This window comes from Kitasatospora sp. NPDC018619 (assembly GCF_044391605.1).
Classification (GTDB): domain Bacteria; phylum Actinomycetota; class Actinomycetes; order Streptomycetales; family Streptomycetaceae; genus Kitasatospora.
The window spans coordinates 93,815-106,819 of the sequence record NZ_JBISAI010000024.1 but is presented as its reverse complement, the minus strand read 5'-3'; the positions used below and the strand labels follow the sequence as shown (position 1 = coordinate 106,819).

Genomic DNA, 13,005 nt, shown 5'->3' with positions numbered 1-13,005 from the left:
ATATCTGGCGTTGACTTTTGGCACGCTGTTGAGTTCTCAAGGAACGGACGCTTCCTTCGCGCCGCCTTCCGGCAGGCCCTCCGGGCTTCGTTCTTCCGTGTCTCCAGCTTATCAGATGTTTTCCGCTCCGTTTCCGGGGCTTCGTTCACCCAACTCGCCGGTGTCTTCCGGGGTTTGACGCCCCGTCCGACGTTCCAAACTCTAGCCGATCCCCGCTCCGAAAGGCGAATCCAGCCGCAATCCGATAAAACGAGCACGCCGAATAAGCACCAGGCCGCGACGCGAAAACGACGAAGCAGCCCGGCCCTAACCGGAAGTGGTGTTTCAAGGGATTGGCCGCCCCGGGACCGTCCGCGCGGCTGCGTGTCCGGTGCTCCCTGTCAGGCGACTAGGAGACACTACCCCTCCTGCGGGCCCACGCCAAATGCCCCAGGCGTCCTGTACCCGTCAACGGCGGCGTTCATCGTTTGTCTACCGCCCTCCGCCAAGCTCGTGCCCCGACAGCGCCCCGAGGACCCGGTGGCCCACGGACGCACGAGAGAACGACGACGTACACGGGGACATGAAGACGGCGAAGGCCCTCCGGCAGATCGCCCCGGCCGCTGCCACCACCGCGCTCGCCGTGGCCGGGACCGTGGCCTCGACCGGTACGGCGCAGGCGGCCGTCGAGCGGCAGATCGACCACGTCTCGATCTGGGACGACGAGCCGCTCTACCCGGGCTGGTACATCGAGTCCGGCTCCACCCGGATGATCATGCAGCCCGACGGCAACTTCGTCGTCTACCAGTACGGGACCCAGGTCAAGATGGCCAGCAACACCGTCGGCTGCGGCTACAAGGCCGTCATGCAGGTCGACGGCAACTTCGTCGTCTACTCCGCCAACGGCGGCGCCTGCTGGTCCTCCGGCACCTACGGCCACCCGCACGCCAAGCTGACCGTCACCGCCGCCGGCACCTCGGGCGTCTACTGGGAGGGCAGCGGCATCCCCCGTCTGCCCCACTCCTCCACCTCCGGCCCCGTCTCCGGCTCCGGCGCGGTCTTCTTCTCCTCCGACCTGTACTGAGCCCGGCCCCGGCCCGTCACCGGGCCCGGCCCAGCCCGTCCCCCCGCAGGGCGAGCCAGCGCACCAGGTCGGCCACCGACCACTGCGGACGGGCGGCGAGCCGCTCCGCCGCCGTCCGCAGCAGGACCGGCAGGTGGCCGCAGAGCGCGGCCACCTCGGCCACCGCCTCCGGCTCCCGGCGGACCCGGTCCGCGCCGGCGATCCGGGCCAGCAGCTCGTAGGCGTCGTGCGGCTCCAGCGGTCCCACCGCCAGCCGTACGGCGCCGTCGGGCAGCGCACCCGGCTCGGCGCCGGCCACCACCGCCGCGCAGCCGGCCACCGGGGGCAGTAGAGCTCCCGGCTCGGCCACCCCGTCGAGCAGCACCAGCACCCGGCGCCCGGCCAGCACGGCGCGGTAGCGCGCGGAGAGCTCGTCAAGACCGGCCGAGGGGCTCAGCCGCTCCCCCAGGGCCCGCAGGAAGCCGGCCAGCACCACTCCGGCCTCACCGCCGGCGGCGTACAGCCGGCCGTCCGGAAAGGCGTCCTGGACGGCGTGCGCCACGTGCACCGCCAGCGCCGACGCACCGCAGCCCGCCGGACCGGACAGCCCCAGGACCGGCGTCCCGCCGGCCCGCAGCACCCGCTCCGCCTCCCGCACCTGCCCGGCCCGCCCGACCAGGTCGGGGATGTCCGGCGGCAGCTGGCTCGGCCTCGGCAGCCGCCGCAGCGCCACCGGGGCCCCGCCGCGCCGGAGCTGCTCGGCCAGCTCGACCAGCGCCGGCGCCGGTTCGAGCCCGAGCTCCCCGTCCAGCCGCTCCCGCAGCGCCTCGTACCCCGCCAGCGCCTCCGCCGTCCGTCCGCAGCGGTGCAGCGCCAGCAGGTGCAGCCGGTGCAGCTCCTCGTCCTGCGGCTGCTCGGCGGCCAGGGCGGCCAGCGGCTCCAGCGCCTCGGCGTGCCGGCCGAGCGAGAGGTCCAGGCCGAGCAGCGTCTTCACCGCCGCGAACCGCCCGGCGGCCAGCCGCTCCCGGACCCGTGCCGCGAACGCCCCGGGCACGCCGTCCAGTGCCCGCTGCCCCTCCCAGGAGTCCAGCGCACGCGCCAGCGACTCGCGCGCCCGGAGCGGATCGCGGTGACGCAGCGCGACGGCCTCCGCCACCTCGGCCTCGTAGCGGAAGAGGTCCACCGTGGTGCGCGGCACCTCCAGCCGGTAGCCGCCGGCCGCCCCGACCAGCAGCCCCGGCTCGTCCAGGGCGCGCCGCAGGCGGTGGACATGGGTGCCGATCTGCCCGACCGGATCCTTCGGCCAGCGGCTGTCGTCCGCCCCCCACAGGTCCTCGACCAGGCGATCCGTCGGCACCAGCTGCCCCGGCGGAATCAGCAGGGCCGCCAGCACGGCCCGCTGCTGCGGCCGGCCGAGGTCGAGCTCACGACCGTCCTGCCGGGCCCGCAGCGGCCCCAGCAGGCTGAAAACGAGCCCCACGGCCCACCCCTCGCAGCCCTCGATCCGGTGCACAATCTGTGACAGAGCATAGGCCGCCGGGGTATGGGGGCCCCGCCGTCCGGACGGAACTGGCGGGATCCCGGCACAGAACGACTCTTCGGGGACGGGACATGGGTGACGTGGGGGGATCCGGGCTGCGGTTCGGACTGCTGGGACCGCTGCGGGCCTGGTACGGCGAACGGGAGTTGGAACTGGGCCGACCGCAGCAGCGGGCCGTGCTCGCCGTGCTGCTGGCCGCCGCCGGGCGCCCGGTGTCCGTCCCGGTCGTGGTCGAGGGGGTGTGGGGCGGTGCCGCGCCGGCCGATCCGCGCAAGGCCGTCCAACTCGCCGTCTCCCGGCTGCGCACCGCGTTCCGGCCGTACGCCGGGGCGGACCCGGAGCGGATGCCGCTGGTCCGCGTCGGCGACGGCTACGCGTTCCGGGCGCCCGGCGCCGAGCTGGACACCGCCGAGTGGGAGGCGCTGCTGGCCGAGGCCGGACGGCTGCGCGAGTCGGCGGCGCCGCCGCAGGAGGTGCGGGAGGTGCTGCGCCGCGCCCACCGGCTGTGGGTCGGCGAGGCGCTGGCCGGGCTGCCCGGACCGCACGCCGACGCCGTCCGCGCCCGCCTCACCGAGCAGCGGATCTCCGCCAAGGAGACGGAGCTGGAGCTGGACGCCGATCTCGGCGACCGCCCCGACCTCACCGCGGCGATCGCCGCCCTCGCCCTGGAGCAGCCCGGCCGCCCCCGGCTCACCACCGTCCTGATGCGCGCCCTCTACCAGGCGGGCCGCAAGGCCGAGGCGCTCGCCGTGTACGAGGACGCCCGCGCCTCGCTGCCCCCCGGGGCGGAAGCGCCCGCCGAGCTTCAGCTGCGCATCCTGCGCGAGGACGCCGCCCTGCTGCCCGCGACCGCCGCCGCCGAGCCCGCCGCCGAGCCCTGGCGGGCGCCCGACCAACTGCCCTCCGGCCTGCCCGACTTCACCGGACGCACCGAGGAGGTCGCGGCCCTCACCGACCGCCTCGCCGGCGCCGGCGGGCGGGCCGTCGTGGTCTCCGCCCTGGACGGCATGGGCGGCGTCGGCAAGACCACCCTCGCCGTGCACGCGGCCCGCCGGGCCCGCGACCGCTTCCCCGACGGGCAGCTCTTCGCCGACCTGCGCGGCGCCGACCGCACCCCGCCCGACCCCGGCACGGTACTCGCCGGCTTCCTGCGCGACCTCGGCGTCGCCCCGGGCGAGATCCCCCCGGACACCGGGGAGCGCAGCGCGCTCTACCGCTCAGCGCTGGCCGGGCGCCGCGTCCTGGTCGTCCTCGACAACGCGGCCACCCCCGCCCACGTCGAACCGCTGCTGCCCGGCTCCCCCGGCTGCGCCGTGCTCGTCACCAGCCGCCACCGGCTGACCGGCCTGTCCGGCGCGCACCAGCTGCGCCTGGACACCCTGCCGGCCGGGCAGGCGCTGGAGCTGCTCACCCGGATCGTCGGCGCCGAGCGCGTCGCCGCCGAACCCGCGGCCGCCGAGGAGGTCGTCCGGGCCTGCGGGCTGCTGCCGCTCGCCGTCCGCATCGTCGCCTCCCGGCTCACCGCCGACCCGGCGCTCACCCTGGCCGCCCTCGCCGAAGGCCTGCGCCGGGAGCACCGGCTGGCCGAACTCAACGACGGCGAGCGGACGGTGGAGGCCAGCTTCGCGCTCTCCTACCACCGCCTGGACGTCGAACTGGCCCGCGCCTTCCGGCTGCTGTCGCTGCCCGACGCCCCCGACATCCCGCTGCCCTGCGCCGCCGCCCTGCTCGACCGCAGCGAGACCGAGACCGACGAACTGCTGGAGACCCTCGTCGACCTCAACCTCCTGCACTCCCCGCGCTTCGGCCGGTACGGCTACCACGACCTCGTCCGCGCCTACGCCCGCACCCGGCTCGCCGCCGAGGACGGCGCCGCCGAACGCACCGCGGCCACCGGGCGGCTGCTCGACTTCTGCCTCGCCACCGCCCGCAACGCCGACCTCGCCGCCCGCAGGCCCGACCCGGCCGAGCTCAGCCTGCTCGACGTCCCCGTGGCCCACCCCGGCCGGCCCGTCCCGGACGGCACCGAGGCCGTGCGCTGGATGCGCGAGCAGGCCGAGGTGCACGCCGCCGTCATCACCCTGAGCTGCGCCGACCCGGCCCTGCCGCTGGACCGCGCCGCCGAACTCGCCGACCGGATGAGCTCGGTGCTCGCCGAACGCACCCAGACCACCGTCATCGCCGACCTCGCCGAACGCCTCGCCGCCGAGGCCGAGGCCCGCGGCGACCTCGGCCCGCTCGCCCTCGCCCGGTACGTGCGCGGCAGCATGCTCTGGCACGTCAACCGCTACGCCGAGTCCGCGCAGGAGGTCCGCCGGGCCGTCGACGTCTGCACCACCGCCGGCACCGACCGGGTGCTCGCCAAGGCCCTGCTCACCCTCGGCGGCAACGCCCGCGTCCACGGCCGCTACGCCGAGGCCGCCGACCACGCCGGCCGCGCCGCCGGGCTGTTCCGCCGCCTGCAGGCCGCCCGCTCCGAGGGCAGCGCGCTCGGCGAGTTCGCCTTCAGCTGTGCCCGGACCGGCCGGCTCGACGAGGCCCGGGCGGCCGCCGAGCGCAGCGCCCGGCTGATGAGCCGCTCCGGCCCGGTCTCCGCGGCCACCGGCCGCTACTACCTCGCCCGGGTGCTGCGGCTGTGCGGCGACCCGGAGGAGGCGCTCACCCACGCCGTCGGCGCCCGCGACGAGTTCTCCGCCCTCCAGGTCACCGTCTTCGCGGCCGCCGCCGGCGACCTCGCCGCACGTATCCACGCCGAGGCCGGGCGCTGGCTGCTCGCCCTCGACGCCGCCGAGGCCGTCCTCCCGCTCGCCCGCCGCACCAGCGCCGCCCTGGAGGCCGCCCTGCTGCACACCCTCGGCACGGCGCTCGCCGGCCTCGGCCGCCCGAGCCAGGCCCGGGCCTGTCTGACGGACGCGCTGGAGGTGTACGAGCGGCTGGGGCTCGCGGAGGAGTCCGCGCAGGTCAGGGCGGAACTGGCGCGGTAGACGCGGCATCAACAGCCGTACGGGCTGAGCGCGTTGACCACTCGTCTACCGCCGTGCGGAAACGTCTCCTCCGTCAGGCCCCGGACCGCCGAGAGCGCGGCCCGGAGCGACACCACAGACGAGAGGCGCCACCATGCCCACCCTCCCGCAGCACGGCCAGACCTGGACGCTGAAGTCCGCCAACGGAACGGTCGCCGACGTCCGCTCCAGCCAGACCGCCGCCGGCACCGCCATCCAGTCCTGGGCCTCCAACGGCACCACCGCCCAGGGCTGGACCTTCTGGGCCAAGGAGAACGGCAGCTTCCTCCTGGAGACCCTGCTGACCACCGGCAAGCACGTCGGCGGCCAGGCCATGGTCATGGACTACAACTACTCCATCGGCCAGACCTGGCTGTACAACGAGCACAACCAGCCCAACCAGCACTGGTGCTTCGAGCCGCTCGACAACGACTGGATCCGGATCCGCACCACCCGCACCAACGAGGGCATGCTCTTCCTCACTGCCGCCGCCCCCGGCTCGCCGCTCGCCGTGGCCCGGCAGGACGACGGCAACCCGGCGCAGCGCTGGCAGCTCGTCCCGGCGGGCAACGCCGACGGCGGCGGCGGCCGGCAGCAGCCCCAGCCCCAGCCGCAGGCCGGCGGCGGCGACTTCCGCACCGAGATGCTGAACTCCGTCAACGCCGAGCGCGGCCGGGTCGGCGCCCCGCCGGTGCGCCTGGACGACCGGCTCAGCGCGGCCGCCCAGCGCCACGCCGACGACATGGCCTCGCACGACCTCACCCAGCACAACGGCACCGACGGCAGCTCCCCGTGGGACCGCATCGCGGCCGCCGGCTTCGCCTCGCGCGCCTCGGCCGAGAACGTCACCCCGGGCAACAGCGTGCCGGAGGCGATGCAGATGTGGATGAACAGCCCGGGCCACCGGGTGAACATCCTCAGCCCCGACTACAACTGCATCGGCATCGGCTACGCCCCCCGCCGGCGCGGCAACTGGGGCCGCTACGTGCAGACCTTCGGCAAGGCCTGAGCACCCGACCCGCACCCTTCCAGCAACAAGGAGTACACACCCATGTCCTCGAACGCGGCGGACCTGATCCGCGTCGCCCGAGACGAGGTCGGCTACCACGAGGGCCGCAGCGGCGGGCACTGGAACAACATCCAGAAGTTCTCCCCCGCCGTCCCCGGCCTGGAGTGGTCCCAGGGCGAGGCCTGGTGCGCCACCTTCGTCGCCTGGTGCGCCGAGCAGTCCGGCAACGGCGGGCTGTTCCCGGTCACCGCCTCCTGTGCCGAGGGCGTCGCCTGGTTCAAGGAGCGCGGCCGCTTCACCGAGTACCCGGTGATCGGCGGCCAGGTCTTCTTCGGGCCCGGCGGCGGCAGCCACACCGGCATCTGCATCGCCTACACCAGCACCACCATCACCACCGTCGAGGGCAACACCAACGACGGGGGCAGCTCCGAGGGGGACGGCGTCTACCTGAAGACCCGCGAGCGCCGCTCGGACTGGGTCTACGGCTACGGCATCCCGGACTTCGCCGAGGGCGCCGTCCTCGCCGACCCGGAGTGGAAGGACCGGCCCGGGGCGCTCTACTTCGGGCAGGAGGCCTCCGCGGCGGACAGCCCGGGCGACGCCGCCCCGGCCGACCGCGCCGGCGACGGCGGCAGCAGCAGCGACGGCTACGAGCCCTTCCCCGGCGCCGACTTCTTCCACGACGGCCAGAACAGCGACGTCATCACCCGGATGGGCGAGCGCCTCGTCGCCGAGGGCTGCTCCGCCTACGCCGAGGGCCCGGGCCCCGAGTGGTCCGACGCCGACCGCGAGTCCTTCCGCAACTGGCAGCACAAGCTCGGCGACTCGGGCCCGGACGCCGACGGCATCCCCGGCCCCAAGCAGTGGGCCGCGCTCGCCGTCCCGCGCGGCTGACACCGGGCCCGTCCGACCCATCCGAAGGAGAACACCCGTGAACACCACCCGTACCCGTGGGATCCTCGCCACGCTGGGCGCCGTCGCGACCGTCGCGGGGGCGGTCGTGGCCGGCGCGCCGGCGGCGCAGGCCGCGCAGGCCGCGCAGGCCGGCGCCTGCGACATGACGCCCGCCGCCGGGGCACTGACGGCCGTGCACAACGGCTCCGGAGCGGGCGCGCTCGACCTGTTCCACGACGTCGAGGCCAACGGCCAGCCGATCGTCGTCTGGGAGGCCAACCAGTCGCCCGCGCAGACCTGGTGGTTCTGGCGCTACTGCGACGGCACCACCGCGTTCTCGCACGGCCAGGGCAAGGTGATCGACCTCGACACCGGCTCGGGCGCCGTCCGCCTCTGGGACACCCCCGACGGGCTGGACGGCCTCAACCGCCCGGCCGGCGACAGGATGCCCGCCAACCAGAAGTGGCGGCTGACCGACGAGGACCGCGGCTGGTACCTGGTCCGCAGCGCGGCGACCGGCCAGTGCCTCACCTCCAACGGCGGCGGCCAGGCCACCGGGGTGGCCCCCTGCGACCCCGCCGCCCCGGCCCAGCGCTGGCTGCTGGGCTGACGAACCACCCCTGCCCGGCTCCGGCCCCGGGCGGGCGAACCACCGGCCCGGCCCGCTCCCCGACAGGGAGCGGGCCGGGCCTATCCTCGTCCGCGTGCCCCTCATCAGCCTGCACGACCGCACCGCGCTCGCCGCCCGGTTCCGCACCGACCCGGCGCTGCACCTCTTCGAGCTCGGCGACCTGGACGACGCCCTCTGGCCCAACACCACCTGGTACACCGCCGCCGACGGCCAGGGGCCGGTCGCCCTGCTCTACAGCGGCGGGGACACCCCCGTCCTGCTCGCCTCCGCCCGGCCCGCGGACGTCCCCCCGCTGGAGGAGCTGCTGCGCGAGCTCCGCCCCTTCCTGCCGCGCCGCTTCACCGCCGGGCTGCCGGACGGCGCCGAGCGAGCCCTCGCGCCCGACTACGCGGTCGAGCGCCGCACGCCGCTGCTGCGGATGCTCCGCACCGGCGGGACCGACGGGCCGCCCGCCGGAACGCCCCACGGCGCCGAGCAGCTGACCCCCGGCGACGCGGACGCCGTCCGCGCGCTGCTCGCCGAGTCCTACCCCGACTCCTGGTTCGACCCCCGGCTGCTGGCCGACGGCGGGTACGTCGGCGTCCGCGAGGACGGCCGGCTGCTGGCCGTGGCGGGGGTGCACGTCCGCTCCCCCGCCCAGCGGGTCGCCCTCCTCGGCAACGTGGCCACCCACCCAGACGCCCGCGGCCGCGGCCTCGCCAGGGCCTGCGTCAGCGCGCTCTGCCGCCACCTGGCCGCGACCACCGACCACCTGGGCCTGAACGTCCGGACGGACAACGCCCCGGCGATCCGGCTCTACGAGCGACTGGGCTTCACCACCGTCGCCACGTACAACGAGCTGGTGCTCGGCCCGGCGCGGTAGCGCGGACCCCTCCGGTCGCACACGGACCCGTCCACCGGGCCCCCACCCGGCCCGCACCGGTGCCGCACAGCCTGCGCACCGGCGCCGGGCGGCCCCCGCCGCCCCCGGAGCCGTCCGGTGATCACGACTCGGTCTCCCTTGTCACAGCCGCACGGGGAAGTCGTCACGACCGTGTCAGAGAGGCACCGCAACCGTGGTCCCGATCGTTCGCGCTGCGCTATGAACGTCCCTCAGGAGGACCGCCGGGACGGTGGTCCGCAACCACGGGGGACCCCACGTGAAGCCCATCCGCAGCAGTCGCCGCTCCCTGGCCCTGGCCTCGCTGGCCGCTGTCGGCGCGCTCACCCTGACCGCCTGCAACGACGACGCCGCGTCGTCCGACACCGCGACGACCCCGCCGGCGACCGGCGCGCCGGCCACCAAGGCCGCCCCGTCGAGCGCCGCGGCCACCACCCCGGCCGCCTCCGGCTCGGCCTCCGCCCCGGCGGGCGGCGCATCCGGCACCGCGGCCGCGCCCGCGCCGGCCGGCAGTGCCCCGGCCGCCGGGACGACGCTGAAGCTCGGCGACACCGCCACCATCCCGTTCAGCTCGGGCAGCACCAAGGGCACCATCGCGCTCGCGGTCACCTCGATCGAGAAGGGCGACCCGGCCGACCTCGCCGCGCTCAACCTGGGCGACAAGGCCAAGGGCCTGGTGCCGTACTACATCCACTACAAGGTCACCAACGCCGGCAGCACCGACCTCTCCTTCACCAGCGTCAACCACATGAAGGGCCTGCTGGCGGACGGCACCGAGGCGCAGGAGCTGATGGTCATCGGCTCCTTCGCCAAGTGCAAGAGCGAGTCGCTGCCCAAGGGCTTCACCAACGGCCAGTCCGCCACCTCCTGCGCGGTGGCGATGTCCCCGGAGGCGTCCAAGGTCGCGGGCGCCGAGTACTGGGGCGACCCGTACACCCTCGGCAAGGGACTCAACTGGAAGTGACCCGCCAAATCCGGGGCGGGGGCGGCCGGGTGCCGCCCCCGCCCCGCGCGTTCGGCCCCGGGCCGCCGCGGCCCGGGCGATCGACCGGCCCACAGGCCCCCGGCGCGGTTCGTCCGGGTACAGCGGACCCGCCCTCGCCGCCGAACAGACGTGCTCTATGCTGCGTACGGCTTCTACACCTGTGTAGAGGTGATACGGAAGCGCCGCCCCGACTTACGACCGCCCGGGCCCGCGAGGAACCGGCCGACCGGCCACCGGCGTCCGGAACTGGCAGCGCCACGAACAGATTTCCGGACCCGCGGACCGAAGGACCGACGGACGGCACGCGGCGCGGGCGCCGTCGGGGCGCACGGAGCACGGGAACACCGGGGTGAGACGTGGCGGGGCAGCGAGGACGGTCGGCCGACCAGCGGACGCGCCGACGGGCGGCGGACGGACCCGCGGGCGGCGTGCGCCGCCCGCTGCCCGGCGGCCCCGCCCTGCCGGTGGCCGTCGCCCTCGGCCTCCCGGTGGCCGGCGCCGCGGTCGGCGAACTCGCCGGGCTGGGCCCGGCCTTCGCCGTCGCCGCGGTGCTGGGCACCGGCCTGGCCGCGGCGCTGAGCGGCCGCAACGGCTGGTGGTGGCTGCTCGCCACCTCCCCGCTGGTGGTGCTCGGATCGACCGCCGCCGTCGAGCTGGCCGCCCACCGCGACCGGTACCAGGGCAAGGGCCTGGCCACCGGCGCCGCGAAGTGGGTGGTGCACGGCTTTCCCGTGATGGCCGGGGCCGCCGCCGCGGCCGTCATCGTGATCGCGGTCCGGCTGGTCCGGGCGAGGAGGAGGCAGCATGGCTGACAACGCCGGAACCGACGGGACCGCCCGGGCGGGCCGCCCCTCCCCCGCGCTGATCGCGGGCCGGGCGCTGGCCTGCACCCTCGGCTTCGCGGTGTTCGCCGCCAGCGGGGTGGTCTGGTACGAGTACAAGCAGCTCACCGACGGGATGACCACCTCCGGCGTCATCGCCGAGACCAGGAAGGACGCGCCCAAGCACCTCGACAACTCGGTCAACCTGCTGCTGATCGGCCTGGACAGCCGCAAGAACATGGACGGCACCGACCTCCCGCCCGAGTTCGTCCAGGACGAACTGCACGCCGGCCACAGCTCCGACATCGGCGGCTACAACACCAACTCCCTGATCCTGCTCCACATACCCGCCAACGGCGGCAAGGTGCAGGCCGTCTCGATCCCCCGCGACGACTACGTCATGACCTACGACGCCAACGGCGCCCAGATGGGCATGGCCAAGATCAAGGAGGCCTACGGCGCGGCCAAGGACAAGGCCGACGCGGGCCTGCGGGCCAAGGGCCTCAAGGGCGCCGACCTGGAGAAGGCCGGGCGGGACATCGGCCGCGCGGCGACCATCCGCACCGTGCAGAAGTTCCTCGACCAGCCCGTCGACCACATCGCCGAGGTCAACCTGATGGGCTTCTACGACATCGCCAAGGCCCTCCAGCCGATCGAGGTCTGCCTCACCCACGACACCAAGGACCCGGCCATGGAGGGCCAGGGCTCCGGGGCCGACTTCCACAAGGGCGTCAACCAGCTCAACGCCTCGCAGGCGCTCTCCTTCGTCCGCCAGCGCCACAACCTCGACGGCCCGGACGGCAACACCGGCGACTTCGCCCGCACCCACCGCCAGCAGGCCTTCATCTCCTCGGTGGTGCACAACCTCAAGCAGAAGGGCGTCCTCGGCGACCTGGCCAAGATGCAGGAGCTGATGGGGGTGATGCAGAAGGACCTGGTGATCGACAACGAGTGGAACGTCCTCGACTTCGCCCAGCAGGCCCCCAACCTCACCGGCGGCAACGTCGAGTTCAACACCCTCACCTTCGACGGCTTCGGCACCAGGAACGGCCAGGACGTCAACCTGGTGACCCCGGCGAAGGTCCAGAAGGTGGTCAAGCAGCTCTTCGGCTACGCCGACGCCGCGGCCCCGCCCGCCCAGGCCGACCCGGCCGCCGCCTCCGCCGCACCCGCCGCCCAGGCCCCCGCCGCCCCGCCGGCCGTCACCACGCCCCCGGCCGCCACCGCGACCGTCACCGTGGACGTCTTCAACGCCTCCTCCGCCACCGGGGTCACCTCCGCCGGGGAGGCGAAGGCGCTGGCCGGCCTCGGCTTCAAGGAGGGCCGCACCGGGCCGGCCGCCACCCGCCCCAGGACCACCACGGTCAGCTACGGCAAGGGCGCCAAGGCGGCCGCCGAGCAGGTCGCGGCCCGCTACGGGGTGACCGCCACGGAGTCCGCCGCCACCGCCGCCGACCGCGTCGTCGTCACCCTCGGCACCACCTTCACCGGCGTCGCCACCGACCAGCCCGCCGCCCCGACCGGCGCCCCGACCGACCCGGCCGCCAACCTGCCCATGCAGGGCCCGGCCGTCGACGCCCAGTCCGACGGCGGCATCCCCTGCGTCTACTGACGCGCCCCGCACCGACCGCCGAGGGCGGCACCCCGCCCGGGGTGCCGCCCTCGGCGGTTCCCCGCTCCACCGCCCGCACCGGCGGGCGGGCCCGCGGAAATCCTTGGCCAGATTCTCCGTACTATGTATAGTGTACTGCGTACGGGATAACCGTGCGCTGCCGACGAGAGGGTCTCCGCCTTGCAGATCACCAAGTCCGCCGTCTCCCTGACCGTCGAGGACGTCAGCGCCTCCGCCGCCTTCCTCCAGCGGCACTTCGGCTACACCGAGGAGATGTCCGCCGACGGCTTCGTCTCCCTCGCACACCCCGGCGGCGGGGTCAACGTCGTCTACCTGCGACGCGGGCTCGACATCCTGCCCGAGGACCAGCGCCACCGCCTCGCGGACGGCGTGATCCTGGCGTTCGTCGTCGAGGACGCCGCCGCCGAGGAGCGGCGGCTGCGCGCGGAGGGGGTCGCCGTCACCCTGCCCCTGCGCGAGGAACCGTGGGGCGAGAAGCTCTTCCAGGTCGCCGACCCGAACGGGGTGGTGGTCGAGCTGGTCGAGTGGGTCCGCCAGTAGCGGACAGCACGGCGCCCCCGCTCCCGGC

At 75.0% G+C, this 13,005-nt stretch carries 11 protein-coding genes; 10 read left to right on the top strand and 1 reads right to left on the bottom strand.

Annotated features, from left to right (window positions below):
- Positions 1–562 precede the first annotated feature (562 nt).
- Complete coding sequence (locus ACH5AR_RS29720) at positions 563–1,063, top strand: hypothetical protein (protein ID WP_396304614.1); 501 nt, start codon at positions 563–565, stop codon at positions 1,061–1,063.
- Positions 1,064–1,079: 16 nt separating this feature from the next.
- On the opposite strand, the gene ACH5AR_RS29715 is transcribed toward ACH5AR_RS29720, so the two are convergent.
- Positions 1,080–2,522 carry a BTAD domain-containing putative transcriptional regulator gene (locus ACH5AR_RS29715; RefSeq protein WP_396304613.1) on the bottom strand — a complete coding sequence of 481 codons (1,443 nt, stop codon included), beginning with the start codon at positions 2,520–2,522 and terminating at the stop codon, positions 1,080–1,082.
- A 131-nt stretch (positions 2,523–2,653) separates the two neighbouring features.
- Between ACH5AR_RS29715 and ACH5AR_RS29710 the strand changes: the two genes are divergently transcribed.
- The 9 genes from ACH5AR_RS29710 to ACH5AR_RS29670 all read left to right on the top strand — a co-directional run bounded on the left by ACH5AR_RS29710 (position 2,654) and on the right by ACH5AR_RS29670 (position 12,977).
- Entirely contained in the window at positions 2,654–5,566 is a 2,913-nt protein-coding gene (locus ACH5AR_RS29710; protein WP_396304612.1) for an AfsR/SARP family transcriptional regulator, read from the top strand.
- Between the two features lie 133 nt (positions 5,567–5,699).
- A complete protein-coding gene (locus tag ACH5AR_RS29705) occupies positions 5,700–6,593 on the top strand; it encodes a CAP domain-containing protein (protein WP_396304611.1) in 894 nt (297 codons plus the stop codon).
- A gap of 42 nt (positions 6,594–6,635) precedes the next feature.
- Entirely contained in the window at positions 6,636–7,487 is an 852-nt protein-coding gene (locus tag ACH5AR_RS29700) for a peptidoglycan-binding protein (RefSeq protein ID WP_396304610.1), read from the top strand.
- A gap of 37 nt (positions 7,488–7,524) precedes the next feature.
- Complete coding sequence (locus ACH5AR_RS29695) at positions 7,525–8,097, top strand: RICIN domain-containing protein (protein WP_396304609.1); 573 nt, start codon at positions 7,525–7,527, stop codon at positions 8,095–8,097.
- Between the two features lie 94 nt (positions 8,098–8,191).
- Complete coding sequence (locus tag ACH5AR_RS29690) at positions 8,192–8,980, top strand: GNAT family N-acetyltransferase (protein WP_396304608.1); 789 nt, start codon at positions 8,192–8,194, stop codon at positions 8,978–8,980.
- A 277-nt stretch (positions 8,981–9,257) separates the two neighbouring features.
- Positions 9,258–9,962, top strand: a complete 705-nt coding sequence (locus ACH5AR_RS29685) for a hypothetical protein (protein ID WP_396304607.1) — start codon at positions 9,258–9,260, stop codon at positions 9,960–9,962.
- A 449-nt stretch (positions 9,963–10,411) separates the two neighbouring features.
- Positions 10,412–10,795: a DUF6542 domain-containing protein gene (locus tag ACH5AR_RS29680; protein ID WP_396304606.1), complete on the top strand. Its 384-nt coding sequence runs from the start codon at positions 10,412–10,414 to the stop codon at positions 10,793–10,795.
- Positions 10,788–12,416, top strand: a complete 1,629-nt coding sequence (locus ACH5AR_RS29675) for an LCP family protein (RefSeq protein ID WP_396304605.1) — start codon at positions 10,788–10,790, stop codon at positions 12,414–12,416. Before ACH5AR_RS29680 ends, ACH5AR_RS29675 begins: the two co-directional genes overlap by 8 nt.
- Positions 12,417–12,596: 180 nt before the next feature.
- The gene (locus tag ACH5AR_RS29670) at positions 12,597–12,977 is read left to right on the top strand and encodes a VOC family protein (protein ID WP_396304604.1); all 381 of its coding nucleotides are present in this window, start codon (positions 12,597–12,599) and stop codon (positions 12,975–12,977) included.
- The last annotated feature ends 28 nt before the right edge of the window (positions 12,978–13,005 follow it).

Excerpts from the sequence above, each read along its gene's own strand:
- ACH5AR_RS29720 (WP_396304614.1), top strand. The coding sequence starts at position 563 with ATGAAGACGGCGAAGGCCCTCCGGCAGATCGCCCCGGCCGCTGCCACC.
- ACH5AR_RS29710 (WP_396304612.1), top strand. The coding sequence starts at position 2,654 with ATGGGTGACGTGGGGGGATCCGGGCTGCGGTTCGGACTGCTGGGACCG.
- ACH5AR_RS29705 (WP_396304611.1), top strand. The coding sequence starts at position 5,700 with ATGCCCACCCTCCCGCAGCACGGCCAGACCTGGACGCTGAAGTCCGCC.
- ACH5AR_RS29700 (WP_396304610.1), top strand. The coding sequence starts at position 6,636 with ATGTCCTCGAACGCGGCGGACCTGATCCGCGTCGCCCGAGACGAGGTC.
- ACH5AR_RS29675 (WP_396304605.1), top strand. The coding sequence starts at position 10,788 with ATGGCTGACAACGCCGGAACCGACGGGACCGCCCGGGCGGGCCGCCCC.